The sequence below is a fragment of the Microbispora sp. KK1-11 genome, assembly GCF_006874435.1.
GTDB classification, from domain to species: Bacteria; Actinomycetota; Actinomycetes; order Streptosporangiales; family Streptosporangiaceae; genus Microbispora; species Microbispora catharanthi.
In genome coordinates, this window is the sequence record NZ_VIRJ01000021.1 from 96,480 (window position 1) to 123,156 (window position 26,677).

22 protein-coding genes are annotated in these 26,677 nt (G+C 71.4%); 5 read left to right on the top strand and 17 right to left on the bottom strand.

Going from position 1 to position 26,677, the window contains the following annotated elements; translation table 11 throughout:
• Positions 1-11: 11 nt before the first annotated feature.
• From FLW16_RS27010 to FLW16_RS27025, 4 genes are all read right to left on the bottom strand, one after another.
• Positions 12-1,619: a tripartite tricarboxylate transporter TctB family protein gene (locus FLW16_RS27010; protein WP_142562948.1), complete on the bottom strand. Its 1,608-nt coding sequence runs from the start codon at positions 1,617-1,619 to the stop codon at positions 12-14.
• Positions 1,616-2,047: a hypothetical protein gene (locus FLW16_RS27015; RefSeq protein ID WP_142562949.1), complete on the bottom strand. Its 432-nt coding sequence runs from the start codon at positions 2,045-2,047 to the stop codon at positions 1,616-1,618. Before FLW16_RS27015 ends, FLW16_RS27010 begins: the two co-directional genes overlap by 4 nt.
• Positions 2,048-2,285: 238 nt before the next feature.
• Positions 2,286-3,206, bottom strand: a complete 921-nt coding sequence (locus FLW16_RS27020) for a hypothetical protein (protein ID WP_142562950.1) — start codon at positions 3,204-3,206, stop codon at positions 2,286-2,288.
• An 83-nt stretch (positions 3,207-3,289) separates the two neighbouring features.
• Positions 3,290-4,138 (bottom strand): NAD(P)H-binding protein, encoded by an 849-nt coding sequence (locus FLW16_RS27025; RefSeq protein ID WP_142562951.1) that lies wholly within the window; start codon positions 4,136-4,138, stop codon positions 3,290-3,292.
• An 84-nt stretch (positions 4,139-4,222) separates the two neighbouring features.
• On the opposite strand from FLW16_RS27025, the gene FLW16_RS27030 reads away from it, so the two are divergent.
• Complete coding sequence (locus FLW16_RS27030; RefSeq protein ID WP_142562952.1) at positions 4,223-4,945, top strand: TetR/AcrR family transcriptional regulator; 723 nt, start codon at positions 4,223-4,225, stop codon at positions 4,943-4,945.
• Between the two features lie 22 nt (positions 4,946-4,967).
• Here the strand turns inward: FLW16_RS27030 and FLW16_RS27035 are convergent, their stop codons facing one another.
• From FLW16_RS27035 to FLW16_RS27085, 11 genes are all read right to left on the bottom strand, one after another.
• Entirely contained in the window at positions 4,968-7,004 is a 2,037-nt protein-coding gene (locus tag FLW16_RS27035) for a polyprenyl synthetase family protein (RefSeq protein WP_142562953.1), read from the bottom strand.
• 19 nt (positions 7,005-7,023) lie between these two features.
• On the bottom strand, positions 7,024-7,812 hold the full coding sequence (locus FLW16_RS27040) for an ABC transporter permease (protein ID WP_142562954.1): 789 nt from the start codon (positions 7,810-7,812) through the stop codon (positions 7,024-7,026).
• The gene (locus tag FLW16_RS27045) at positions 7,809-8,492 is read right to left on the bottom strand and encodes an ABC transporter ATP-binding protein (protein WP_142562955.1); all 684 of its coding nucleotides are present in this window, start codon (positions 8,490-8,492) and stop codon (positions 7,809-7,811) included. Before FLW16_RS27045 ends, FLW16_RS27040 begins: the two co-directional genes overlap by 4 nt.
• 9 nt (positions 8,493-8,501) lie before the next feature.
• Positions 8,502-9,149 (bottom strand): hypothetical protein, encoded by a 648-nt coding sequence (locus FLW16_RS27050; RefSeq protein ID WP_142562956.1) that lies wholly within the window; start codon positions 9,147-9,149, stop codon positions 8,502-8,504.
• A 118-nt stretch (positions 9,150-9,267) separates the two neighbouring features.
• A complete protein-coding gene (locus FLW16_RS27055) occupies positions 9,268-10,365 on the bottom strand; it encodes a hypothetical protein (RefSeq protein ID WP_221891313.1) in 1,098 nt (365 codons plus the stop codon).
• A 43-nt stretch (positions 10,366-10,408) separates the two neighbouring features.
• Positions 10,409-11,131, bottom strand: coding sequence for a GNAT family N-acetyltransferase (locus FLW16_RS27060; protein ID WP_142562957.1), 723 nt, complete (start codon positions 11,129-11,131; stop codon positions 10,409-10,411).
• A gap of 39 nt (positions 11,132-11,170) precedes the next feature.
• Complete coding sequence (locus tag FLW16_RS27065; protein ID WP_142562958.1) at positions 11,171-12,631, bottom strand: FAD-binding oxidoreductase; 1,461 nt, start codon at positions 12,629-12,631, stop codon at positions 11,171-11,173.
• A gap of 72 nt (positions 12,632-12,703) precedes the next feature.
• A complete protein-coding gene (locus FLW16_RS27070) occupies positions 12,704-14,161 on the bottom strand; it encodes an NADH-quinone oxidoreductase subunit NuoF family protein (RefSeq protein ID WP_260615624.1) in 1,458 nt (485 codons plus the stop codon).
• Positions 14,158-15,030, bottom strand: a complete 873-nt coding sequence (locus FLW16_RS27075) for a hypothetical protein (protein WP_142562959.1) — start codon at positions 15,028-15,030, stop codon at positions 14,158-14,160. The genes FLW16_RS27070 and FLW16_RS27075 overlap by 4 nt, the downstream gene beginning before the upstream one ends.
• Positions 15,031-15,142: 112 nt before the next feature.
• Positions 15,143-16,222 carry a DUF1996 domain-containing protein gene (locus tag FLW16_RS27080; RefSeq protein WP_142562960.1) on the bottom strand — a complete coding sequence of 360 codons (1,080 nt, stop codon included), beginning with the start codon at positions 16,220-16,222 and terminating at the stop codon, positions 15,143-15,145.
• Between the two features lie 37 nt (positions 16,223-16,259).
• Positions 16,260-16,862: a DUF4142 domain-containing protein gene (locus FLW16_RS27085; protein WP_142562961.1), complete on the bottom strand. Its 603-nt coding sequence runs from the start codon at positions 16,860-16,862 to the stop codon at positions 16,260-16,262.
• Between the two features lie 129 nt (positions 16,863-16,991).
• Here FLW16_RS27085 and FLW16_RS27090 point away from each other — a divergent pair, with 129 nt between their 5' ends.
• On the top strand, positions 16,992-17,570 hold the full coding sequence (locus FLW16_RS27090) for a sigma-70 family RNA polymerase sigma factor (protein ID WP_312847158.1): 579 nt from the start codon (positions 16,992-16,994) through the stop codon (positions 17,568-17,570).
• Entirely contained in the window at positions 17,570-17,770 is a 201-nt protein-coding gene (locus tag FLW16_RS27095; RefSeq protein WP_142562962.1) for a zf-HC2 domain-containing protein, read from the top strand. The genes FLW16_RS27090 and FLW16_RS27095 overlap by 1 nt, the downstream gene beginning before the upstream one ends.
• Here the strand turns inward: FLW16_RS27095 and FLW16_RS27100 are convergent.
• Both FLW16_RS27100 and FLW16_RS27105 read right to left on the bottom strand, forming a co-directional pair.
• Complete coding sequence (locus FLW16_RS27100; RefSeq protein ID WP_221891314.1) at positions 17,727-19,991, bottom strand: bifunctional polysaccharide deacetylase/glycosyltransferase family 2 protein; 2,265 nt, start codon at positions 19,989-19,991, stop codon at positions 17,727-17,729. The genes FLW16_RS27095 and FLW16_RS27100 overlap by 44 nt on opposite strands.
• 7 nt (positions 19,992-19,998) lie before the next feature.
• Positions 19,999-20,562 carry a hypothetical protein gene (locus FLW16_RS27105; protein ID WP_142562963.1) on the bottom strand — a complete coding sequence of 188 codons (564 nt, stop codon included), beginning with the start codon at positions 20,560-20,562 and terminating at the stop codon, positions 19,999-20,001.
• 307 nt (positions 20,563-20,869) lie between these two features.
• Here FLW16_RS27105 and FLW16_RS27110 point away from each other — a divergent pair, with 307 nt between their 5' ends.
• Together FLW16_RS27110 and FLW16_RS27115 are read left to right on the top strand one after the other, a co-directional pair.
• A complete protein-coding gene (locus tag FLW16_RS27110) occupies positions 20,870-21,691 on the top strand; it encodes a tryptophan 2,3-dioxygenase (protein ID WP_142562964.1) in 822 nt (273 codons plus the stop codon).
• Between the two features lie 26 nt (positions 21,692-21,717).
• Positions 21,718-26,676: an NAD-glutamate dehydrogenase gene (locus FLW16_RS27115; RefSeq protein WP_142562965.1), complete on the top strand. Its 4,959-nt coding sequence runs from the start codon at positions 21,718-21,720 to the stop codon at positions 26,674-26,676.
• The last annotated feature ends 1 nt before the right edge of the window (position 26,677 follow it).

The following is a 26,677-nucleotide window of genomic DNA, read 5'->3' on the forward strand; positions in this document are numbered from 1 at the left end:
CGGGAAGCCGCTCAGCGGTCGGCGTCGCCTTTCCCGCCGTGGTCGAGGCCGGTGAACTGTCGTACCCACGCCTGGTAGGCCTCGGCCCGGACTCTGGGCGACGGCGACCGAACGCCTTGGGCGATGCTCTGCGGGATGCCACCGGAACCGGGCCGCCTGGACTGGTAGTCCCGCAGTCGTTCCTGATGCTCGTCCGCCCAGTCGTGAAGCGCCCCGATGCGGGCAAAGTAAAACGCCACGGCCAGCAAGGGCGTGAAGAGAACCGTCGTCACGATGAAGTCGACGTCGTGAATGAGCACGCCGAAAATCAGAAGGAACCCGACCACGGCGGCGGCTCTGATCACACCTCTCCGAACGCTTCCGCGGTCGGCCCGGGCCTCCTCGGCCCACTCGCGCACGCGCCGCAGCGGAGGCTGGTACGCCGCGCCGAGCCGTATGACTCCTGGCAGCCGGCCCGCGTATGCCGCCAGGGTCAGCGCGACGAGATACCAGGACAGCGTCGCGGCGATGTCCGGCCGAGCCCAGCCCCAGATGATCCAGGCCAGCGGGATCGTGGCCGCGCCCCAGGCCCCGAGCCACAGCGCCGCGCGGATGACCGCCCCCAATCGGGCGGCAGGCGAGAGCCGCCCGCTCTCATAGTCGGCCCACTGCCGGTCGCGCAGAGCGGAGGCGGAGTCCAGCACGGTCACCATCCGCTGGTTCTGCCGGTCGATTGCCGCCTGCCGACGCTGCTGTTCCGCCTGGGCGGCGGCGAAAGCTGTGAAGTCGGCGCGCACAAGCCACCCGACAGGGGTATCCGGGCCGCCGTCCCGCGCGCGCAACCAGTCGTACCACGCGATCTCACCAGTGGGGGGTGGCTCCACGCTCTCGCAGCCGGCACGCAACCACGTCCTGCTCTCCGAGTAGGGCAGAAGGGCCGCCAGCAGCAGCCCGCGCGCCCCGCTCTCGGCCCATTCCCGGGCTTCGGGCGGCAGTCCGGGAACCTCGGCGGCCAACTGCCGCCACGAATCCCAGACGTCGTCCCAGACCCGCTGCGTTCCGCGCAGCGCGCTCAGCACGGTGAACCTGGAGAGGGCGTCCAACAAGCCGCCCTCGCAGAGGTCGCGGTAGAGCTCCCATTCGGGGCCGCTTTCGCGCAGGCGGCCGATCCTGAGCGCCTCGGAAAGCGACTCCGGGGTCACGACCGTTCCTCGCCAGACGGCTTCTCCCTCCGGATCGAGCCAGCCCAGCAGGTGAAGCAGTTTGAGGTCAGCCGGGAGTGCGTCGTCTCGGAGCCGATGGTCGATGAGTTCGATCTGGGCGGTCAGGTCGTCGGCGGTGAGACCGTCGAGCTCGTGCAGCCAGGTGAGAAGGCCGAGCCAGCCGTCGGAGGGTGCGCCGGTCGTGGCCGCGCCCTCGAAGAACCGACGCCTCGCGGCACTCCAGTCGCGGCGGATGGCGGCGGCCAGTTCTTCCCGGGTCGTAACCGCAGCGCCTGCGAGGACCAGCGGGCGGCGCGGCGGCGCCGGGTGGTGGATGTGGTTGATCTGGACGTTGCGATCGCCGAGTTGGAAGGGGGCCGGGCCGTGGAAGACGTTTCCCGATACTCCGTCTCTTCCCGATTCGGCGTCGCGGGTCATGCCCCCGGCCCGAAGTGGTTGTCCTGACGGTTGTGGTCCCCGACCTGAAACGCGGTCGGTCCGTGGAAAGTGTTCCCCGACACTCCTCCCACTGACGCGTGACGAGCCTGGTCGGCGATGTCGTTCAGTTCGTGGGCGATCCGTTCGCGTTCGGCCTCGCCGAGACTCTCCAGCAGCATCTCGAATCGAGCCGTCCAGGCCGCCTCCTGCCGGGCCCGTATCAGCGCCGCTTCCCCCGGGGCGAGCGAGGCGAGATCCGTCGCGGTCTGATCCAGCCGCATCAATTCCGCCTGCTCACGTTCGGGATCGTCGCGGCCGAGCACATGCGCCACCCGCTGCCGCACGCTCACCCAAACGTCCGTGCCCGCGGCCTGCACCACCGCGGTTCCGCCCGCCGCGGCCACCGCTGCCAGCCATTCGACCAGCATTTTCGGCCTCCTCACATGTTTTCATGACACTTTATATCTGGCCATGGTGAGGTCGCCGGATGTCCGGACATGGAAATCGGCCCGGAAAACGGGGCCAGCTACCGGTAGGAGTCACGTACACGTAGTTCACGGCGGTCGTCTGATAGCCGGTGCAGTCGCCTCCGGCCGAGAGGATCGCGGCACGGGCCGCTGCCGCGCCGTTCTGCTTTCCGCGCCCTCGTTCCGTGCCCGTAGCGGCTCACACGGTGTGGTCCAGCTGCCGCCATCGGCCGGGGTCGTTGAGCCGTTGCAGCCGTAGCGCCTCGTCGTGGTAGCCACGACGGGCGTCGTCCTCGGTGCGGAAGGCCAGGGGTCTTCCGCGAGGCTCCGACGACGTCACATACCAGTCGCCGTACTCGCAGCCGCTCGGCAGCCGGCCCAGGGTGATCTGGAAGGACTTGCGCGGATCGGCGGCGGCGAACTCCCATCGGGCCACCGGTTCGAGACCGGAACAGGTGGACAGCCACCCCGGGGGCAGCTCCCCGCGCCCCGCTTTCGCCCGCTCGGCCGCCAAGCGCGCCAGTTCCCGGGGAGCGACCAGCAGGTACGCCGCCAGGACGCGTGACGCCTTCGACAGCCCGTATTCGGCGGACAGGTCGCGGTCGACCTCGTCCCAGTGGGTGCCGACCACCCGCCCGAGCTCCAGCGCGTCCAGCCTGCCCGACATCAGTTCCTCGCGGACCGGAAGGATGTCCTGAAGCCATCCCGTGCCCGACTCGTGCAGGTTGAACAGCTCGGCGTCCTCGGCGTACATGCTGAACCACAGGAGCAGGTCGTCGTCGCTCGTCTCCATGCGCAGGCCTTTGAGTGTGTTGCCGTGCAGGTGCGGGGCGACGGCCTGCGCCGGCAGCGCCTCGCTCGGAATCCGGAAGGCGACCGTACGGGGACCGTCGTTGTCGAAGAACAGCCAGGCGTCGAACGTCTGCTCGACGAATTTCTCCATCTCCTGCGTGTAGTCGTCCCAATCCACGGATGCGGAGAAATGGTCCGCCGTCACCATCGGCCGCCCGGGCAGCATTCGCAGCACCGATTGCGTGTTCTCGTCGAGAACACGGTCGAGCACCACGGCCTCGATGTATCTGTAGTGACGACGTTCGTTCCGGTACTTGCGCCTGCCCATGCCTGCACTCCCTGGGAACGCTCCGTCCGACGTACTGTAACGATCACGCGAATCGAACGGGCGAAATCAGGCGCGAAAGGGCATCAGCTCGGGAGTGTGGCCGCCAGCAGTTCGCGCAACGCGGTCGGCTTACGGCCGAGCAGCTCCCCGAGGGCGGGGCCGGCCTCGGCGAACTCTCCCTGACGGCTGGCCTCGAACATGCCCAGCAAGAACCGGGCCTGCTGCTCGGGCGTGCCGTGCGACACCATGCCCGCGACCCACTCGTCGTCCGGGACGGTGACGCGGGTGATCTCGCGTCCCGTCAGGTCGGAGGCGATCGCGGCGACGTCTGCGAGGTCGAGCGACTCGGGACCGGTCAGCGGCGGGGTGATCCCGTCGAGCCGGCCCTCCTCCGTCAGCGCGACGGCGGCCGCCTCGGCGAGGTCGGCGTGGGCGGTCCAGGAGACCGGGCCGTCCTCGGGTGCAACGAGTGTGCCGCTCCGCAGCGCCTGACTCACGAAATGGACCGCGGTGGTCGCGTAGAAGCCGTTGCGCAGCGCGGTGAACGCGACCCCGGATGCACGCAGGTCCTGCTCCGTCTCGGCATGGGACGGCATCGGCAGGAAGGGGGAGGCCGGGTTCGCGCCCATGTGGCTGGTGTAGAGGACCCGCTCGGCGCCCGCGGCCGTGGCGGCCTCGATCGCCGTACGGTGCGGGCGGGCGTCCGCCGGGCCCGAGACGATCAACACCTGTGACGCGCCCTCGAACGCGTACGCCAGGCTCGCGGGGTCGTCGAAGTCGCCCTGCCGGACGCGTACGCCGAGGTCCACGAGGTCCTGGGCCTTGAGAGGGTCGCGGACGCCGACGCCGATCCGGTCGGCGGGCAGATGTGCGAGCAGGCGCTCGACGACGCCGCGGCCGAGCCGGCCGGTGGCTCCGGTGATGACGATCACGATCCACTCCTTGCTATCGCTGATATCGGCTGAACGCTAACACCGGAAAACCATCGATAGCAACAAACTGATATCGTTGGAAGCATGAGCGATCCGGAGAGCGAGGCGGCGAGCGGCCGCGACAGGACGCGGGCCCACATCGTGTCGGTCGCGGCCCGGCTGCTCGCGAGCGGCGGGCGCGACGCCCTCTCGACCAGAGCGGTGGCCGCCGCGGCGGGAACCCAGGCGCCGACGATCTACCGGCTGTTCGGCGACAAGGAGGGCCTGCTCGACGCGGTCGCCGAGTATGGCTTCAGCTCATATCTGCAGGACAAGAAGGCCGGCCCGCAGGCCGACGATCCGGTCGAGGCGTTGCACGCCGGATGGGACCTGCACGTCGGCTTCGGGCTGGCGAACCCCGCGTTGTTCTCCCTCATGTACGGCGACCCCACGCCGGGACGGCAGTCGCCCGCCGCCGTCGCCGCCTTCCGCATGCTGGGGGAGCGCATCCGCGCCATCGCCGCCGCCGGCCGGTTGAGGGTCGCCGAGCGCCTTGCGGCGGACCTCGTGCACGCCGCGGGCTGCGGCACGGTCTTCACGCTGCTCGCCCTGCCCGAGGAATGGCGTGACCCGCGCCTGTCGGAGCTGGCCCGCGACGCGGCGATAGCCGCCATCACCACCGACGCCCCCGCGGTCGAAACCCCCGGCCCGGCCACGGCGGCGATGGCGCTGCGCGCCGCGCTGCCGGACGCCACCACACTCACCGACGGCGAGCGCCATGTGCTCGGCGAATGGCTCGACCGCCTCGCCGCGGACCGATCTGCCTGACATCTCGGCGCGGGGGCCGGGGTCAGCGCGCCACGCCGGTCTCGGCGTGGTCGAGCAGGAGCTCCCGGCGCAGCCGGGTCAGGTACGTCTCGCTGCCGGCGGACGAGCGGCTGTAGCGGTCGATGTCGTGGAGGGTGCGCCAGCTCGGCAGCCGCTCTCGGGCAAGGCGCACGAGACCCATCCCGGTCACGGAGGCCGCGCTGCCGTCGGCGGGCCGCAGGATGGCGGGTGCGGCGGTGAGTATCGCTTCCACCTGGGCGAAGCCGTCCTCGGCCTGGCGGGCCACCTCGTCGATCGCCTCCTGCCTGGTGCAGCCGGTCTCGTGGCGGAGCACCCTGACCAGGTTGTAGGGCGCGCCGACGGCCTCGTCCTCGTCCAGGGTCCGCAGGTCGTTCTCCGCGAGCGCCGCCGCCACGGCGACGTCCAGCAGCCGCCGGAAGAGCGGATGGTCGCGTACCGCCGGCTCGAACTCCCTGCCGTACGTGATCTCGAAGCTGTCCAGGAAGACGGGCGCCCCTGAGCTTCCCAGGCGCAGCGCGAACTGGTCCCGCAGGCTGGGGATGAACCCGCTGAGCCGGTGGCATGCCTCCCGCTCGGCCGCCTCCAGCCATTCCTCGAGGTGGCCGAGCGCGCGCGTCCGCCATGAGCGGGGCTGGATCAGGCGGATCCGCTCCCATGCCTGGGCCATGGCCGTGGCGACCGCTCCGCCCGTCGTTGGGGTGTCGTCGAGCTCGCGGACGAGGAGGGTGAGCCGGTGTCGCAGCCGGGCGATCTCGCCAGGGTCGGCGATCCCCGGCTCGTCGAAGAGGTCGTCGACGACGGCGATCACCAGCATCCACCGGGCCAGCGTCTCGGCCTGTTCGGCGTCGGCGTCCGGCCAGAACCGCGCGGCGGTCGAGGCCATGGCGTTCCATCGCGGGTGGCGGGCCTCCTCCGGCGTGGCCGCCAGCCCGGTGTCCAGCAACCAGGCGTCCAATCGCTCCTGTACGCGCTCCCGTTCCCCGGCCGGGACACCGGCCCCAGAGGAAGCCGGAACGGGAGAGGGAGCGGGGGAGGGGGCGGGCACGGTTACGGGCGCCGGGGCGGCCTGCCGGCCGGAGCTCATGACCGACCGCACGTAGCCGGTCAGTCCCTCCCGTGACCGCGGATCGCCGAGGCCGTCGAGTCGCCGGAGAGCCGTCTCCATCTGCGCGTCGGCGACCTGCCGGGCTTCCTCCACGGCTCCGCAGGACAGGACCAGTTGCCGCGCGCGCTCGGCGTCGGCCGCCGTCAGGCCGCGGCGCAGCAGCCGGGCGAGCGCGGGTTCGCGGCCCAGGGCCCTGATCACGGGGAGCGTGTAGACGCCTTCCCTGATGTCGGAGTTGGCCGGTTTCCCGAGCTCCCCGGTCGTCGCGGTCAGGTCGAGGATGTCGTCGCGCACCTGGTAGGCCAGGCCGAGGTGCCAGCCGAACCGCGCCAGGTTCTCCTCCGCCTCGGGGTCCCGCCCGGCCTGCATGGCGCCCAGCCTGCAGGCCAGCGACAGTAACTCGGCCGTCTTGGCGCCGGTCACCTCCAGATAGGCATCCTCCGTGCGGGAGAGCAGGAAGCGGTCGGCGGTCTCGGCGATCATGCCCGAGCAGGTGTGCTGGGCGCTCTCGGCGACCATCAGGGCCTCACGCCGGCCCAGCTCGGAGAGGAGCCGGCTGGCGCTGATGAACAGGAGGTCGCCGGCCAGGACCGCCAGGCGCGCACCCCACACGATGTTGACGCTCGGCCTGCCTCTGCGCTGCCGCGCGTCGTCGATGACGTCGTCGTGGTAGAGCGATGCCATGTGCAGCAGTTCGACGGCCGCCGCGGCCTTCACTGCGCGGACGTCGGCGGCCCGCCCCGGCCCTGCGAGCACGTAGTACGACAGTAGCGCCAGGGTGGGCCGGATCAGGTGACGGTGACCGGCCGGCTGCCTGGTCAGCGGGGCCAGCTCCGAGCGGCTCGGTACGTCCGCCATGCCGATGATCTCCCGTACCCGATCCAGGTCGGACTCCAGGGCGGGGAAGGCGCGAGAAACGCTCTCAGATGTCACGGATACTCCAGACGGGGACTCATGAATGCGCCGCCACCGGACCGCCCACCGGCTGGTGCGCGCGCGTACGGCCGGCGAAAGCGGAGATTCCGAGGACCACCGTGCCCAGCGCCCAGCACACAGCGGGGCCGACGGCGTTCCAGGGCACCGTGTCCATGGCCACGGCCGCGACCGCCGCCTGCATCGGGCCGTAGTCGGGCAGGTAACGCACCAGGGCACTGGCCGCGGCCGGGGTGGCGAGGGGGCTCTGCAGGGCCAGGTCGATCGAGCAGATCACGGTGACGAGGACCAAGCCGGCCAGGTCGCTGGTCAGCACAGCGGCGAGCGCGATGCCGATCCCTCCGTAGATCAGCGCCCCACCGGCGAGGGCGGCCGCGAGCAGCAGGGGCTGCGCGGTCGGGTGGGTCAGGCAGATCAGGCCGGTGGCGTAGAGCGCGACGCAGAGCGCGACCACCACAAGGGCGGTGAGCTTCGCCGCGATCAGGCACATGTGGGGGAAACCGGACCGCACCAGCCGGCGGTCGAAGGACGCCGAGTTCATCGTGGTCACGAACATCATGAACCCGGTGATCAACGCCAGGATCTGCAGCGCCCCGCCGAGCTGGTTGAGGACGCCGGCCGGCACGGTGACGGTCCGGTCGGCGGCCCGGACGTAGAACGGGAGCGGGATCTCCAGGGACAGGGCGTAGATGAGGATCGCCCACATCGGGATGAAGACCACGATGATCACTGATGCCAGCCGGTTGCGCAGGTGCTCCACGAACGTCATGCGCACGGCGGTGGCGTAGCAGGCCCAATGGCGTCTCACGGCGCACCCGCCCTGTCCGCGGCCCTCTCACCGGCGGCCCCCTCGTGAACGGGCCCGGCGCTCACGCGTTCCTGCTCGCGCAGCACGCCGCTCTCCAGCCGATGAAGTGTGTCGAGGCGGGCCGCGTCATAGGCGAGGTGGGAGACCACCAGCACCGAGCGGCCACGCGCGCGTAGTTCCTCGGCCAGGTCCCAGAACCGTACGTAGGTCTCCCAGTCGAAGCCCTGGTAGGGCTCGTCGAGCAGGAGCACGTCCGGGTCGTGCATCAGGGCAAGGACGAGGTTGAGCTTCTGGCGGGTGCCGCCGCTGAGCGTGGCGGGGCGGGCCCGGCGGGAGCCGGAGAACCGCAGCGCCTCCAACAGCTCCTCGGCCCTGCGCAGGCTCTCCAGGCCGTAGGCGACCTGGAAGAACCGCAGGTGCTGCTCGACCGTGAACGCGTCGTGCAGCACCGTCTCCTGTGGACAGTGACCGATGCGCCCGCCCTGGCGCACCGACCCGCCGTCCGGCCGCAGGTCGCCGGCGAGGACGCGCAGCAGCGTGGTCTTGCCCGCGCCGTTCTCCCCGACGATCCCCACCACCCGGCCGGGCGGCAGATCCAGATTCACCCCACGCAGCACCGGGACACCCCGGTAGCCCTTCCGCACGTCCCGCACCCGCAGCACGGGCTCATCCGACGGCATCCGACTTCGCTACTTCGACGTGTCCACCGCGATGAAGGCGACGGTGCCGCTGCCCTGGACACTGCTCACGCCCTTGCTCGAGCACTGGCTGATGTCCGAGGTGGGAGCGGCCTTGCCGGCGATCCGCTTGCCCTTCAGCTTCCCTTCGGTGACCTCGCCGACCAGCATCATGTCGCCGGGGTTGTACGCGTTGATCCCGTCGAGATTGGGGCGGACCGTGGAGGTGCCCAGCGTCTGACCCTGGGCGTCCTTCCAGGTGATGGTGCCCGTGCCGGCGACGTTCTGGACGCCCGTGCAGGACGCCTGCCCCGTGCCCTTGAAGGTGGCCGTCCCCGAGCGGATGTTGGGGAAGCTCCCGTCGGGCGAGGCGCAGTTGGTGAGCGTCAGGGCGCCGTTGGCGCTGACCGTGCGGGCGTCCTTGCCCACCGCGGGGTCGGCGGTGATCGGCTGACCGTTGGTGCTCACCGCACACGTCAGCACGGTGTGGCCGCCCGGCTGCTTCGGCGAGGGGTCGGCGACCGGCCTGGTGCTCTGGCCGCCGCCGCTCGACGCGCCCTGGGCCACCGTAGGGGCGACCACCAGGGCCAGGCCCGCCACGGCCGCCGCGGCGGCGGCGACACCGCAGGCGAGGTACGCGCGAGATCGAGATACGTTCATGGACTTCCCCCCGGATGATTGCTGTCGGCAATCTACTTATCACAATCAGTAACGGGGAGGCGGGTGACTTTAGATCTTGTTCTCATCGAGGAGGCCGCGAAGCACCGGGGCATTCCCGTCACGGTCTCCCCGTGTCGCCCTTCCGCGCGGGCCGGTGGACGGTGAGATCGCCGTACGGGCGCAGGAGCGTGGACAGGTCGCCGGGTTGGTCACGGAGGGTGGCGTCGAGGAAGACCCTGGTGGCCGCCGTGGTGACGGACAGGCCCCCGGTGCGGCCCAGGGAGCCGACAACGGACGGCACCGGCGGCAGGTAGAGCGGCGCGTCGGTGAAGGTGAGGTGCGCCGTGCCGGGGACCGTGATCCGGTAGCTCTCCGACGTGCTCAGCGAGAGGATCCGGGTGAGACGAGGGATGTACGACGGGTTGTCGGCCGGGTCGACGGGATGGGTGAGCGCGAGCACCGGCTGATGGTAGGGCCGGGGCGCGGGGTCGTACGGGTAGCCGTCCAGGTTGATCACCGCCGCGAACCGGGGGTCCTGGCGGGCGGCCCGCAGCGCGGCGCCTCCGCCGATGGAGTGCCCGGTCGCCGCCGCCCGCGCTGTGTCGAGCCGTCCGGTCAGCGGGCCGCGGATCTCGCCCCTGTCGAGGCGGCCGAGCTGGGTGAGGACGAAGCTGAGATCGGCGGCCCTGACCGCCGTCCAGCCGGTCGCGAGCCGTCTGTCCTCCTCGTCGTCGCCGGTGGCCACGACCCGTGTGCGGATCGTCCGTCCATCGTCGAGCACGACGGCGGCGGAGTCGTACGGGTGGTCGAGGGCCGCGACGACGTAGCCGTGGCCGGCCAGTTCCTCCGCCCACGCGGTGTTCTGGGTGCGCACGCCTTCCAGCCCGGGAGACAACAGCACGATCGGGAACCGTCCGGGCGCCGCGGGCGCGTCGTACACGGCGCCGGCGCGGGCACGGACCGCGTCGTCGAGCAGGAAGGCGGGCACGCCGAGGTAGCCGGTCAGGCCGTCGGCGACCGTACGCGCCTCCCGCTCGGTGCGGCCGAGATACCGGGCACGGGGACCGGCCGTGCCCTTGGGCGCGGGGTACCACAACTGGACCACGACCGTGCGGTGGTCGCCGGGCTCATCGGTGGCGGGCTCCGGGCGAGAGGCGTCGGTCCACTGCATCACGGCGGTGCCCACCGCGTACGGACCGGACGGCCCGGGGAACACGGCACGGGCACCGCCCAGGCGGCGGCGCGTGCCGGTTCAGCTGTCACGTCATGACCGTCATGGTGGTGGCGACCGCCTGGAAACCGAGCCTCTCGTACACGCGGCGTGCGGGATTGCCCTCGGTGACCACCAGGCCGATCGTGGTGAGCCCGCCCTCGGAGGCCCGGACGAGGGCGGTCGACAGCATCAGCGTGCCGAGACCTCGTGGCGACCGGTCCGGGTGCCGGAAGACGTCCGCGATCCACGGTCCCCGGTTCGAGCCGGTGACGAGAACTCCCCCCACGACCTCTCCCTCATCCCGTACGGCGAGAACGCTGCAGGGAAGCAGAGGGCCGATCTCCTCGCCGCCGAGGAGCGGAACCAGCTCCTCCTCCAGGGCCTTCCCTCTGTCACGCGGGCGGTAGTCGGGATGGCCGGGCGGGTAGGCCGCGAACCACGCGGGGAAGATCTCGGCGGGCGATCGGTCACAGGGCACCACCCGAAAGCCGTCCGGAACGGCGCCCGCGACCGGCCGCGCGGTCGCCAGATCGCACAGCATGACGTTCATGTGCCGCAGCAGCCGCGCGCCCCGGTCGAGCAGGGCTCGGCCGAGCTCGGCCGGCGCGGAGACCACCCAACCGGGCATCCGCGACGTGATCGCGTCGGCGGCTCCCGGGCCGATGTCCTCGATCGCGTACGCCCAGGGGCTGCCGTCGCGGACGCCTTCCAGGTAGCTGAACACCGGCACGCCGTCGGCGCCGGTCATCGTCTGCCGCTCCTCGGTCATACCGTGAGGTTCGCGCAGCCCGCCTCGCTCGGCAACCGGTCACACACCCTGGGGGAGGCGGAACAGGCGGCCGGGGTCGTAAGCGGCCTTGACCTGGGCCAGCCGGGCGGCGTTGGCGCCGTAGTACTGCTGCCGCCAGTTCTTGAGCTCCGGATCGATGTAGTTCACGTACGCGTGGTCGCCGAAGTACGGCCGCATGGCGGCGTGGGCGGTCCGGGCCCAGCCGGCGGCGCCGGAGAAGTGGGAGTAGTACTGCACGCTGAACAGCGCCTTGCGGTGCGGGAAGGCGGTGGCGTCGGGGCGGACCCTGGCGACGGCGCCGCCGAGCGCGTCGAGCATCACGGAGTGCCGCCCGGGCGCGGCGACCTGGGCCAGCAGCGCCTTGATCCCGGCGGACGACAGCGGCGTGTAGGCGAAGTGCGACTTGGCCGAGAACGAGTCGCGGACGAGCCTGCCGCTCGCGTTCTGCCCGGGAAGCGTGCCGGGTCGGTGGCACTGGGCCACCGACATCGACGCGCAGCCCGCCTCCACCATCATCGCGTGGTCGTAGGCGGAGGTCGCCACGTAGCGGGTCGAAGGACCCGAGCCGACGCGGTCGACGAGCTTCTGCAGCAGGTTCTCGCACGCCGTCTTGCCGCCGAGGTAGAGGCCGCCGACCATCACGTCGAGCGAGGGGTCGCGGTCGAGGTGGCAGTTCGACCACATCGCGTCGGGCGCGGAGGGCGCCCACGCCTGCCATGCCTTCAGCACGGCCGCGGCCTTCGACCAGGGCCAGTGCAGGAAGAACAGGGTCACGGTGCGCGTCGGATGAGTCCGGAACGTGAACGACGTCGCCACGCCGAAGTTGCCGCCGCCGCCTCCCCTGGAGGCCCAGTAGAGGTCCGGGTGCGAGCTCGGCGAGCAGGTCAGCACCTTCCCGTCCGCCGTGACGACCTTCAGGGACTCCAGCACGTCGCAGGTCAGGCCGTACTGCCGCGACACCACGCCGATGCCGCCGCCCAGCGTGAGCCCGGCCACGCCGACGGTCGGGCAGGAGCCCGCGGGGATGCTCACGCCGTGCGCGGCCAGCTTGGCGTACACGTCGACCAGGCGCGCCCCGGCGCCGACCGTGGCGTGGCCGCCCGAGTAGGACACGCCGCTCATCGGCGACACGTCGATGACGAGCCCGCTGCCCGTGGACCAGCCCGCGTAGCTGTGGCCGCCCGACCGGGAGGTCACCGGCACGCCGTATCGGCGGGCGAACGCCAGGCACTCCGACACGTCCGCCGCCGTCTTGCAGTAGGCCACCCCGGCCGGGCGCGCGGAGTCGAAGGCCGAGTTGAACACGTGGCGCGCGTTGTCGTACGACGCGTCGCCGGGGCGGATCAGTTTGCCGTCCAGCCCCCGCCCGAGCGCGGACCAGTCGGCGGGACGGGGACCCGCGGCGGCGAAAGCCGTGCCGGAAACAGCGGCGGCCCCGGCCAGGGCGGAAACGCGAAGGAAACTCCGTCTGTCGATCATGGTCGTACTCCCGAGGTGGTGATCTACCTCGTTGAGACGCTCATGGAACCGGTCCGGTTGGTTACAAGCCCATCACTTCGTTCCTACACGGAGGGCCAGCGCGGGGCACATCTCCACGGCCTTCTGCGCCTCGCCCAGCAGCCAGGAGGGCACCCCGGTGTCCATGAACACCGGAAAGCCGTGGCGGTCGAGTTTGACCAGCTCGGGCACGAGGTGCGCGCACAGGCCGTGGCCCTGGCAGCGGGTCCAGTCGACGACGAGCCTGGCGTCCTGCGCGTCCTCGATCGGCAGCGGCAGCACGCCCTTCGTCGCCCGCCCGCAACCGCCGTGGAAGCGGTGCTCCTCCACGTCGTCGGCGAACGCGTCCAGCGCCGACAGCACGAACCTGGCCGAGCCGTCCGGGTGGAAGCAGGCGCCCCGGCCCTTCACCGCGGCGGCGGCCCGGCGGACGAGGTCGGGGCCGTCCGGGTCGCCGTCCTGGAGCCGGCGCCAGGCCCGCGCGAGGTCCGGCAGGCCGAGGCGGCACGGCCCGCACTGCCCGGCCGACTGCGCCGCGAGGTAGTTCGCCACCCGCGCCGTCTCGCCGAGCGGGCAGGTGTCCTCGCCCAGCACCACCACGATGCCCGCGCCCAGCTCGCCGCCCGCCTCCTTCGCGCCGCGCCGGGACAGGATCGCGCCGTACGCGTCCTCGGCGGACATCCACGTGCCGTGGTAGCCGCCGAGCAGCAGCCCGTCGCCGATCTTCGCCTCGCACAGGTTCAGCACGTCGGCCAGCGGCACGCCCGGCGCGACCTCCACGACCGCGGGGGTGGTCACCGAGCCGCCGACCGTGAGCAGGGTCGTCCCCGGCTCCTGGACGGTGCCCACCGCGGCGTACTCCTCCGGCCCCAGCTCGGCGAGCACGGCGAGCTGCGCGAAGGTCTCGGTGTTCGACAGCAGTGTGGGCAGCCCGCGCACCCCGCTGTCGCTGGAGCGGACCTTACGGCCCGGGGGCAGGCCCGCCTCGCCGTTGACCGCGCGGACGAGCGCGCCGCCCTCCCCGGAGATGAACCGCTCCTGGATGCCCGCGACCCGGACCAGGCCGGTCAGGCCGCGCTCGGCCACCGCGGCGGTGACCGAGGCCTCGGCCAGCTCGCCGGCGCCGACCGCGATCACCACCTCCCGTGAGCCGAGCGCGCTGGCCGCGAGCAGGGCGCCTTCCAGAACGAGGTGGGGCGCCCGGGTGAGCAGGGTCTTGTCCTTCAGGCTGGCGGGTTCGCCCTCGGCGGCGTTCACCAGCACGGCCGTCTCGCTGTCGCGGGTGCGGGAGGCCACGGCGCGCAGCTTGCGCGCGAACGGGAACGCGGCCCCGCCCCGGCCCCGCAGGTCCACCTCCTCGGCCATGGAGATCAGTGCGTCCACGGTCTGGCTCGGGAGCCGGTCGTGGAACTTGTAGTGCGCGTTCAGGTCGAGCCTGCGATGGTCGTCCAACCCTGCGGTGAGCCGGGCCGGGCCGAGCCGCCGGACGTGGGAGACGCGGTAGGGAATCAAACGATCCTCCGGAGGCGGGGTTCCTGGGGGGTGGGAGGTGTGTCGAGGACGTCGAGGGGATCGGTGCCGGTGCGCCCGAGGACGGCGGCCTCACGCGGCGCCTGCCGCCGGCGTATGGCGGGCCGCGGCGTCGCGAGGTCCTCCCGGGACGTACGGCCGGCGCCCCACTCGGCGTTCCAGTCGCCGGTCGCCGACTGCCGGGCGGGCCGGGTGGCGGCGGCGAGCCGGATCAGCAGGGCGGCGCCGACCGCCGCCAGGCAGGCCACGTAGCTGAAGGTCACCCAGGGCGCGGCGGCCCGGCCGGCGGTCAGGCCATGCAGGATCGCCACCGGCCAGGCGAGGTAGGCCAAGTCGTGCAGTCCGCGCCACAGCCAGGGCCGCTCCGCCTGGGCGAACCTGCCGCGCATCACGCCGGTCGCGACGATGACGACGAAAAGGTCCGAGGCCACGGCCCCCAGCGACACGTAGACATCGGTGGAAGGGATCACCGAGCCGTACGGCGGCACCAGCCCGGCGGCGATCTTCATGCCGATGTGGACGATCAGGAAGCCGATGCCGAGCAGCGCCATGGCGCGGTGCACGAGCTGGACGCGCACCCGCTGGGAGATCGGCAGGACGACGCGGTCGGTCGCCGCCAGGCCGAGGGCGACCGTCGTCGTGAGGCCGACGAGCGAGAAGACCCCGGCGTACAACGTGAGGAACGCCTGCGCGTCGGCCAGGAACACCGCGCCGCCGCTAGTCCGGCCGGCGGCGAGCCCCCCGGTGATGGCCAGGGTGACCACGGCGCCGAGGCCGATCCGTACACCGCGCCTTTCGAGGTCGAGGCCGGGATCCGGCCGGGTGTGCCGGGGAGCCCGTCTGCTGGGCAATGATTCCTCCGTCTGATCAATGCGGGCTCGAAGTGGGGGGCGCCGCTCCCCGTCCTCAGGCGGGGGTGGTCTGCGAAGGACCGGACGGGGAACGGCACGAGCGGAGCGCGGCTCAGCAGCGCAGGCCGCGGTTCACACAGGAGACGACCGTGCTCATCAGCCGGTCGGGCATGACGTTCTCGAAGTCGGCGTGGTCGGTGATCGGGTTGTGCTGTTGCTCGGGAAAGCTGTCCACCGCGAACGACGGCCCGCTCGGCACCGCATAGGCCAGGGTCATGCGCAGCTGCGGGATCGCCCGGGTGCCCGCGGGACAGGCGCCGTTCGCGCCGGGGAACACGACGTGCGTCCTGTGGGTGGCGCTGTCGGTGTTCTGGCCGTCCCAGCAGCTGGGGAAGTCGAGCACGCGCAGCACCAGGCTGCCCCGGGGGCAGAGGGGATATCTGCTCGTCAGCCGGTTGGTGAAGCCGGTGCAGGTCCACCGCGCCCGGGCGTTGGCGCCGCCGTTGGTGGCCGCCTTCGCGTCGCCGGTGATCATCCGGAGGAATCGGGGCATCGCCACGACCCTGCCGACCGGGTTGCCGCGGAACTGCAGCGTGACCGACCGGGCCAGGAGGATCGTGCCGACGTTGCCCTCGGCCGCGCCGCCGGGCTCGTCCGACCCCGCGCCCGTACCGGTCCCCGTACCCCTGCCGCGGTTCTGCCCGGTCCGGAACTGCTCGGTGCTGTCGGGCGAGGACGAGGGGGAGGCGGTCGGCTGAGCGCCGACGCCGGTCCGGCTGCGCAGCACGGGCCAGAAGTACGCCGACCTGTCGCCGAACCGGCAGGTGGTGCCGCCCGCGGCGAGGCTCTCGTCGGTGGAGAAGCCGTTGGTGGTGAGGTTGCCGACGTAGTCGTGCACGTGGTGCGCGCCGTTCGGCACCCCGGGCGTGACGATGTGGTTGTCGGAGTTGCGATGGCCGTTCTCGTTGCGTCCGCAGCGCGAGGTGAACGAGCCGCGCCCGGCCCGTACGCCGGTGTCGCCCGGCGGGACCTGCCGGATGTCGACGAAGTCCTCCAGGGCCGGGCCGACGTCCTCGCACTCCGCGCCCTGGACGGAGGGATCGCAGTGGTCGGCGAACGCGGGCCGGCCCACACAGGTCAGCGAGCCTGCGATCAGTACGCCCGCCATCGCGAGCACGAGCCGTTTTCGCATGGATGCTCCTTAGACAGTGCCTTCTAGACCGTGTCTTCTAAACCGTGGGAGTGGGCAGGGCGGAGTAGTCGACGAGACCCGTGCCTTCGAGCAGCGTCATGTGCTTCATCACGACGTCGACCGCCTGCCCGGCGAAGTCGCGGATCAGGCTGTTGCGGGTGCCCGCGCGTACGGCGGAGACGAAGGTGAACACCTTGCCGTGCGCGTCGCGCAGGCGGGCGGCGAAGACGCGGTCGAAGCCGGCGCCGCGCGCGGCGGCCATCTCGTCCAGCCACCCGCGCTGGTCCGGGTTCGGCTGGTCCGGCAGCGGGACGGCGAGCTTGGCGGCGAGTTCCCTGACCGCCGCGTCGAGCTTGGTGTGGTCCTCCACGAGGTGCCTGCCGACGTCCTTGACCTTGTCGCTGCCGGCCCGGTCCTGGGCCCAGCGGCCGGCGGGGATCTCCCAGAGCCCCGCCCAGCGCACCCGGACCAGCAGGTCGCGGTCGGCCGGGCCCAGCGGGCCGTAGGGGGTCTGCGTCCAGCCCGACCGCGTCCAATCCGACTGGGACGAGGCGCTCCTGGGGACGACCAGGACGACCGTGACGGCCGCCGCGAAGAGGAAGACGCCGAGCACCAGGAGTTCCCCAAACCGGAACCGCATCGTGCCTCCTTTCGTGACCTTCGGTCGGAGGTACGCGGTCCCCTCGGGCGCGGTTCAGGAAATAGTCAGAAATGACTGGAGTTACGGATGTGGTGTACGAACGAGTAACCCTGGTGCAAATATGTGGCCGTGCGTCGACAACTCGACAGCCGGTTCGTGCGTCTTGACCCCCCTGACTACGACGCTGACAACGACGACCCTGATCGGGACGAACGCCTGATCCGGGAGCTGTACCGCGAGTTCGGCGGTCCGCTGCTGCGTCACGTGCGCAAGACGACCGGCAACGACCTGCAATGGGCTGAGGACGTCGTCCAGGAGACGCTGGTGCGTGCCTGGCGTAACTCGGCGAAGCTGACGTGGGAGCCGCCCCTGCTGTGGGCGTGGCTCCTCACCGTCGCCCGCCGCATCGTGATCGACGGGCGCCGCAGGCGCGGCGTACGGCCGAGGGAGGTGGAGGCTCCCGAAGAGGACAGCATCGCCGTGCCGGACGGCTCGGACCGGACGCTGGCGGCCATCGTGGTCGCGGACGCGCTGCGGCACCTGTCGACTCAGCACCGGGAAGTTATCGAAGAGACATACTTACGCGACCGGACGGTAAGCCAAGCGGCCGAGGTTCTGGGCATCCCACCGGGTACCGTGAAATCCAGGCTCTTTTACGCCCTGCGCGCGCTTCGCACGGCCCTGAAGGAGAGGGGGGTGGCCAGCTGATGTCCGCGTCGTCGCCGCACTTCGACGTGGCAGCGTACGCCCTGGGAGTGCTGGACGACGACGACGCCGAGGCATTCGAACGGCACCTCGACGAATGCGCGCCATGCCGGGCGGAACTGCTGGAGACCCAGGAGCTGCCCGGCATGCTCGACGCCATCAAGGACGGCTCCGTCTCCTCCTCGGAGCGTTCCCACCCCTGACCGGCCCACCCCTGACCGGCCCGCGCCGGCGGGCCGAGATGGGCGGTCCCGGGACGGACGGTCTCGGGACGGGCGGTCTCGGGACGGGCGGTCCCGCCAGGGTGAACGTGCCCTCCCTGCGGACCGTGTGCCAGCGCAGCCGGGCACCCAGGACCGCGGTGGCCACCGACTGGATGACGACCAGATACATCAGCTGCCGGTAGACGAACTGCTGCAGCGGCAGCACCCACAGCACCGAGGCCCGTTCGCCGTCCAGGCGCAGCGCGTACCAGCCGGTGAGCGCCTGCACCGCGACGAAGCCGGCCCACACCGCGACGACGGGCAGGGGATCGCCGACGAACAGCCTGTAGAGGGCCATGACGTCGACGACGGGGGCCAGCAACGGCAGGATCACCTGGAACAGGGCGAGATATCCGAGGCATCGCCGGCCGAAGGGACGCCGCTCCGCGACCGCCCCGCGGTGCTTCCAGATCGCCTGCAGCGTGCCGTAGCACCACCGGTAGCGCTGCCGCCACAGCTGGCCGAGCGAGGCGGGCGCCTCGGTCCACGCGCGCGCCCGCTCCTCGTAGACCACTCGCCAGCCCCTGCGGCTGATCGCCATGGTCAGGTCGGTGTCCTCGGCGAGCGTGTCCGCGCTGACGCCGCCGGCCGACGCGATCGCCTCGCGGCGGAACGCGCCGATCGCCCCCGGCACCGTCGCCATGCAGCCGAGCAGGTCGAACGCGCGGCGGTCCAGGTTGAACCCGACCACGTACTCGATGTGCTGCCAGCGGCCGATCATCCCGCGCCGGTTGCCGACCTTGGTGTTGCCGCTGACCGCGCCGACCGTGCGGTCCGCGAACGGCCGTGCGAGGTTCCCGATGGTCGAGGGTTCGAAGACGGTGTCGCCGTCCACCATGACCAGGATGTCGTGCGCGGCGTGGGCGATGCCGGTGGTGAGCGCGGCGGGCTTCCCGGCGTTCGGCTGCCGGATCACCCGGACTCCGGGCAGGCCGAGCGAGGCGGCGATCCGTCCCGTCTCGTCGGCCGAGCCGTCGTCCACGACGACGACCTCGACCGGGCCGGGATAGCCGGTCGCGACGAGTGACCGGACCGTCGCCGCGATCCCCGCCGCCTCGTTGTACGCGGGCACGATCACCGAGACCGGCGGCGGGGCCGCCCAGTGGGGGACGCCGGCGTTCGCGGGTCTCCCACGCGTCCTGCGGGCGTGCGCCCACGCCAGCGCGACGAAGAGGGCCAGCCGGAGCAGGGTGAGCACGCCGGCCGCGGCGAGGAACCAGCCGAGCGCCTCGACGAAGGCGAAGGAGGCGCGCTGGGCGAACCCCAGGACCGTGCCGAGGACGCGCTCGTCAGGAGAGGCGGCGGTGTGCGCCGTGGGGAGCCCGACGGCGTCCGTGAGGGTGGTGGCGGTGTATCCCTTCCTCTCCAGCCGGGTGAGCAGCCGGTCGACGGCGGCCAGCGTCCGGGCGCGGTCGCCTCCCGAGTCGTGGAACATGATCACTGCGCCCTCGCCCTCGACCGTGTGCGCGAGGGACGCCAGGACCATCTCGTCCACGGGCGGGCGGCTCCAGTCCTGGGTGTCCACGTCGGTGAACGTCACGAGGTATCCCTCGTTGCCGAGCAGCCGCATGGTGGCGAGCTGTCCGTTCCCGACCGCTCCCGGGCCCGAGGAGTACGGAATGCGGGCGAGACGGGTGTGAATCCCGGCCGCCGCGGCCAGCGTCTTCTGCGTCAGGGACATCTCCACGCGGGCCCGCCAGGCCGGCACCGCGCCCAGGTCGGCGTGCGTGTAGGTGTGGTTGCCGATCTCGTGCCCTTCGGCGACCACGCGGCGGGTGAGCTCGGGGTGCTCCGCGACGTGGGCTCCCAGGACGAAGAAGGTCGCCTTCGCGTGGTGCTCGCGGAGCAGGTCGAGCAGCCGGGGCGTCCACCGCGGATCGGGTCCGTCGTCGAAGGTGAGCGCCACCCGGCGGGGCTTGGGCCGCGCGCTGAGCGGCCGGGATCCCGAGACGTTGACCAGAGGGCCGCCGGAGCGGATCCGCTCCAGCTCGGCGGAGTCGCCGAAGTCCCTCAGGGGCGGCCGGGTCTCGCCGATAACGTTGTGCGCGTACGCGTTGAGCAGCAGCGCTCCGGCCATGAGCAGCGCGGCGATCGCGACGAGGAACCAGTGGCCGCGCGGCTCGGCGGGTCTCCGCTCGGCCGGTCTGCGCCGTCGTCTCATCGACGCCTCACTGGGAGGCCCCGGGCTGCTGGGGAGGCGTCTGGACGGGGCCGGGCCCGGGTGCCGGGGTCCGCGTCGCCTCCTCGGCCGGCGCCGTGGTCTGCGCGACCTCGGGCGCCGACGGCGCGGGCGTGGACTCACCGGACGCGGAGATCTCCACATCCGGCTCCGGGATCGCGGAAGGCGTCGTGCTCGGCTTGAGGCTCTTCGAAGGGGAGGCGGAGGGCATCCTGCTCGGCGGCCTGCGAGCGGAGGGAGTCCGCCGCGCCGGAGCCGCCGTCGCGCGCGGCGTGCCGCTCGCCCGCACCTCGTCCCGGGGGGCACGCCTGCGCTCGGACCTGCGGGACGGGGTGGGGGAGCCCGTGGGGGAGCGTTCCACGACCTGCTGCCCCTGCGTGCCGAGCCATCCCATCGGAGGGAGCTCGGGACCGGCCAGTGCTCCGCTCACCAGGGTGAGAGTCAACGCGAGGACGACGATCGCCCCGCCGACCGCGGCGGCTGTCAAGATCCTCGCCCGGCGCCCGCTCTGGTCCACGAAGACGGCCGTACGCTCCGGACGATGATCTTTCACGACGCATGATCGTACGTGAATCGAAAGCAGCTTCGAGAAGTTCGAGCCGTTTTGTGATCAGGCATTCGCGATTTCCCGATGCCCGGTGCGAGGGCCTCCCGCCCATGGTCGTTCTCGGCGGCTGTATGTGCATGAGACCCCTCAGCGGAGGCGTGGCTGCTTAAATGGGACAAGGTCAATCCCCTGGTCGCGAGGGCGCGGACGAAGTTGACGTTTGTGCCGTTATGGGGTGGTATCGGGGGCGGTGGTGCCGGGCTTTCGGTCAATGGGGACCGGAAGGGACGCGCCCATCGTGGAGGAGTGGCGCATGCCTGCGACGCCGTACGGCCGGGCCGGGTCCGGGGACGTGCTGCCCCCGCCGCGCAGCTTCGGCGAGGAGGGCGGGCGCCTGTCCTACGGCGACTACCTCCGCCTGTCCGAGCTGCTCGCCCAGCAGGAGCAGCGGTCCGGGGCCAGCGACGAACTGCTGTTCATCACCGTCCACCAGGTCTACGAGCTGTGGTTCAAGCTCCTCCTGCACGAGCTGGAGCGGATCAGGGACGCGATGGTCGAGGGGGCGCTGTGGCGCGCCAGGCATCTGTTCCGCCGGGTCCACGCGGCGGAGAAGGTCCTGGTCGACCAGGTCCAGGTGCTGGAGACCATGACGCCGCAGGACTTCCTGGAGTTCCGGTCGGTCCTCGCCCCCGCGAGCGGTTTCCAGTCGGTGCAGTTCCGCGAGCTCGAGTTCCTCTCGGGTGCCAAGGACCCGGCGTACCTCGGCCGGCTGAGGGACGCGAGCGAGGCGGAACTCGCCAGGCTCCGGCGGCGGCTCGCCGAACCGACGCTGTGGGATGCTTACCTCACCGCCCTCTCCCAGCGCGGCCTGCCGGTCTCCGACGACGAGATCATGGAATCCCTGCTGGCCGTGGCCCGTGACCGGGGATCGTACGACGATCTGTGGGACCTGGCCGAAGATCTCCTCACCCACGATGAGACGACCGCGCTCTGGCGGATGAGGCACGTGCAGATGGTGGAGCGCCAGATCGGCACGAAATCCGGTACGGGAGGCTCGTCCGGGGCACCGTACTTGAGGGGAAGGACGCGTTTGCACTTCTTTCCCCTGCTCTGGGAACTCCGGGCCTGGCTTTGAATCCTCACAAGGGAGTGAGTAGCGACATGCCGCTCGAAATGGCGCTGAATCGGCACGAATCGGATGAAGCGCTGGACGAGCTTCTCCGCGTCGCCGCCGAGAGGTGCGCGCACGCGCCGGGAGCGCCGCACGTGGAGGGCGAGGACCCCCTGGCCTTCCTGAGGCGGTACTACCGCAACGTCCCGGTCGAGGACCTCGCCGACCGCGACCCGGTGGACGTGTACGGCCCCGCCATGGCCCACCGCCACCTGGCCCAGCACCGGCCGCAGGGACGCGCGCTGGTCCGCGTCTACACCCCCACGCTTGAGGAGTGCGGCTGGGACCCGGGCCGCACGGTGGTCCAGATCGTCACCGACGACATGCCGTTCCTCGTCGACTCGGTGACGACCGAGCTGGACCGGCACGAGATCGGCACCCACCTGATCGTCCACCCGCAGATGCGGGTGCGCAGGGACATGACCGGCGAGCTGCTCGGCCCAGACAAAGAGAACATGACCGGGCAGGTCGTCCGCGAGTCGTGGATGCACATCGAGATCGACCGGCAGGCCGATCACGGCGTGCTCAAGGAGCTGGAGAGCGACCTGCAGCGGATCCTGCAGGACGTGCGCTGCGCGGTCGAGGACTTCGCCAAGATGCGGGCGCTGGCCGTGCAGACCGCCGAGGATCTGGCGGTCAACCCGCCGCCGCTCGACCCCGCGCAGGTCGAGGACGGCATGGAGCTGCTGCGCTGGCTGGCCGACGGCCACTTCACGTTCCTCGGCTACCGCGAATACCGGCTCGAGGAGACCGACGGCGGCGCCGCGCTGCGCGGCCTGCCCGGCACCGGGCTCGGCGTCCTACGGGCCGACAAGGCCGGATCGGCCAGCTTCGCGGCCCTGCCGCCGAAGGTGCGGGCGAAGGCGCGGGAGAAACAGCTGCTGATCGTCACCAAGGCCAACAGCCGGGCCACCGTCTACAAGCCCCACTACCTCGACTACGTCGGGATCAAGGTCTTCTCGCCCGAGGGCGAGGTGATCGGCGAGCGGCGGTTCCTCGGGCTGTTCACCCACGTGGCGTACAACGAGTCGATCTCCCGGATCCCGGTCCTGCGGCGCAAGCTCGCCGAGGTGCTGGAGCGTGCCGGGCTGTCGCCCGACAGCCACGACGGCAAGGATCTGATGGAGATCCTGGAGACCTACCCGCGCACCGAGCTGTTCCAGATCTCCGTGGACGAGCTGCTGCCCATCGCGCTCGGCGTGCTGCGGCTGCGCGAGCGCAAGCAGGTCAAGCTGTTCCTGCGCCGCGACGACTACGGCCGCTACATCTCCTGCCTGATCTTCCTGCCGCGTGACCGCTACACCACCAAGGTCCGCCTGCACATGCAGCGGATCCTGATGAAGGCGCTCGGCGGCACCTCGCTCGACTACAGCACGATGATCGGCGAGTCGGCGCTGGCCCGGCTGTACGTCGTGATCCGCGGTGAGCGCGGCAAACCGCTCGGCGAGACGCCGGTCGACGTCGAGGAACTGGAGGCGCGGCTGGCCGCCACCACCCGCACCTGGGAGGACGACCTCGCCGCCGCGATCAACGAGCTGTGCCCGGAGGAGGACGCGCCCCGGCTGCTGCGCCGCTACGGCACCGCGTTCCCGGAGGGCTACAAGGCCGACTTCCCCGCGCGTACGGCCGTCGCCGACCTCAAGCGGCTGGAGGCGCTCGGCGAGGACCCGAACGCCATCGGCATCAACCTCTACGAGCCGTACGGCGCGGCGGAGGGGGAGCGGCGCTTCAAGCTCTACCGGCTGGGCGCGCCGATCTCGCTGTCGCGGGTGCTTCCGCTGCTCACGCGGATGGGCGTCGAGGTGGTGGACGAGCGGCCTTACGAGATCGACCGCGACCACGACCCCGACACCCGGGACGCCTGGATCTACGACTTCGGCCTGCGGTACACCCCCTCGGAGGAGGTGCACCGCGACGAGTTCAAGCGGTTGTTCCAGGACGCCTTCGCCGTGCTGTGGCGCGGCGAGGTGGAGAACGACGGCTTCAACGCGCTCGTGCTGGCCGGCGGGCTCACCTGGGAGCAGGCCGAGATCCTCCGGGCGTACGCCAAGTATCTGCGGCAGGCCGGGACCACGTTCAGCCAGTCGTACATAGAAAGGGTGCTGCGCGGCAACGTGCGGCTGGCCCGGCTCCTGGTGCGGCTGTTCGAGGCCAGGCTCGACCCGCGGCGGCCGGACGACGGCAGGGCGGAGGTCTGCGACGCGCTGACCGAGGAGATCCTCGCCTCGCTGGACGAGGTGGCCTCGCTCGACGAGGACCGCATCCTGCGGGCCTACCTGGAGATGATCCAGGCGACGCTGCGCACCAACGTCTTCCAGGCCGCGCCCTCCGGGAAGGACACGGCCGGCGGGCGCGACGCCGGGGACGCGGGCAGCCAGTTCGTCACCGGCAGGCGCAAGCCGTACATCTCGCTGAAGGTCGATCCGCAGGCGATCAGCGTGCTGCCGCTGCCCCGGCCGAAGTACGAGATCTTCGTGTACTCGCCGCGGGTCGAGGGCGTGCACCTGCGCTTCGGCAAGGTCGCCCGCGGCGGCCTGCGCTGGTCGGACCGCATGGAGGACTTCCGCACGGAGATCCTCGGCCTGGTCAAGGCGCAGATGGTCAAGAACACCGTCATCGTGCCGACCGGCTCCAAGGGCGGCTTCGTCGTCAAGCGGCCCCCCGCGGGAGGGCGCGACGAGTTCCTGGCCGAGGGCGTGGCCTGCTACCGCCAGTTCATCTCCGGCCTGCTCGACCTGACCGACAACCTGGTCGCGGGGGAGGTCGTGCCGCCGTCCGACGTCGTGCGGCACGACGGCGACGACACCTACCTCGTGGTGGCCGCGGACAAGGGCACGGCGACGTTCTCCGACATCGCCAACGAGGTGGCCAAGGAGTACGGCTACTGGCTCGGCGACGCCTTCGCCTCCGGCGGGTCGGTGGGCTACGACCACAAGGCCATGGGCATCACCGCCAGGGGCGCCTGGGAGTCGGTCAAGTACCACTTCCGCACGCTCGGCGTGGACGTGCAGAGCACCGACTTCACCGTGGCCGGCGTCGGCGACATGTCCGGCGACGTGTTCGGCAACGGCATGCTCCTGTCGGAGCACATCCGGCTCGTCGCGGCCTTCGACCACCGGCACGTGTTCGTCGACCCCGACCCGGACGCCGCGCGGAGCTTCGCCGAGCGGCGACGGCTGTTCGAGCTGCCCAGAAGCTCCTGGGACGACTACGACAGGTCGCTCATCTCGGCGGGCGGCGGCGTGTGGCCGCGCACCGCGAAGTCGATCCCGGTCTCGCCGCAGACGCGCGCCGCGCTCGGCCTGCCGCACACCGTCACCGCGCTCGCGCCGAACGACCTGATCAGCGCGATCCTGCGGGCCCCCGTCGACCTGCTGTGGAACGGCGGCATCGGCACGTACGTCAAGGCGTCGTCGGAGACCCACGCCGACGTGGGGGACAAGGCCAACGACGCACTGCGGATCAACGCGGCCGACCTGCGCTGCAAGGTCGTGGGCGAGGGCGGCAACCTCGGCTTCACCCAGCGCGCCCGGATCGAGTTCGCGCTGAACGGCGGGCTGATCAACACCGACTTCATCGACAACTCGGCCGGTGTGGACACCTCCGACCACGAGGTGAACATCAAGATCCTGCTCGACCAGGTCGTCCGCGACGGCGACATGACCGACAAGCAGCGCAACCAGCTCTTCCTCGACATGACCGACGAGGTGGGCAGGCTGGTGCTGGAGGACAACTACGCCCAGAACGTCGTGCTCGCGGCGGCCCGGGCGCAGGCGCCGGAGATGCTGCACATCCACGCCCGCTACCTGCGGAGGCTGGAGCGCGAGGGGCTGGTCAACCGGGAGCTGGAGTTCCTGCCGTCGGACAAGGTGCTCGCCGAGCGGCGCCAGGCCGGGCTCGGGCTCAGCAACCCCGAGTTCGCGGTGCTGCTCGCCTACACGAAGCTCGTGGTGGACGCGGAGCTGCTGCAGTCGGACATCCCCGACGACCCGTCGCTGGCGTCGTGGCTGGTGTCGTACTTCCCCTCGGCCCTGCGCGACCGCTTCCGGGCGTACATGGACTCCCACCCGCTGCGCCGGGAGATCATCACGACCCGGATCGTCAACGACGTGGTGAACTTCGGCGGGACGAGCCTGGTCTACCGGTTCGGCGAGGAGACGGGCGCCTCGACGCCCGACATCGTGCGGGCCTACCTCGTGACGCGGGAGGTCTTCGACCTGCCCTCGTTCATGCGCCAGATCGAGGAGCTGGACAACGAGGTGGACACCGCGACCCAGCTCGCCATGCTGCTGGAGGGCCGCAAGCTGTCCGAGCGCGGCACCCGCTGGCTGCTCGGCAACCGCCGCCCCCCGCTCGACCTCGCCTCCACGGCCCGCTACTTCATCGAGGGCGCCGGGGGCCTGCTGCCCCACCTGCCCAAGCTGCTGACCGGCCCCGACCTGGCGGCGTACGAGGAGCGCAGGGACTCCTTCGTGGCCAGGGGCGTGCCCGGCGAGCTGGCCGAGCGGGTCGCCGCGATGGTGCCGGCCTACTCCACGTTCGACCTCGTGGAGATCGCGGCGTACACCGGCCGGCCGGTGAGCGAGGTGGCCGAGGTCTACTTCGACCTGGCCGACCGGCTCCAGCTCGCCCGGCTGCGCGAGCGGGTGATCGCGCTGCCGCGCGACAGCCGGTGGAACTCGATGGCCAGGTCGGCGCTGCGCGACGATCTGTACGCGGCCCACGCGACGCTCACCAGGGACGTGCTCATCCACAGCCGTCCGGGCCTGTCGCCGGAGGAGCGGCTGGCGAGCTGGACGGAGGCCAACCAGGCCGCGGTGACCCGGTCGCGGCAGACGCTGTCGGAGATCTGGGAGAGCGACACCTTCGACCTGGCGACGCTGTCGGTCGCGCTGCGCGCGGTGCGGACGCTGGTCTCCACCAGCAACCTCCCGCACGCGGAGGCGTGAC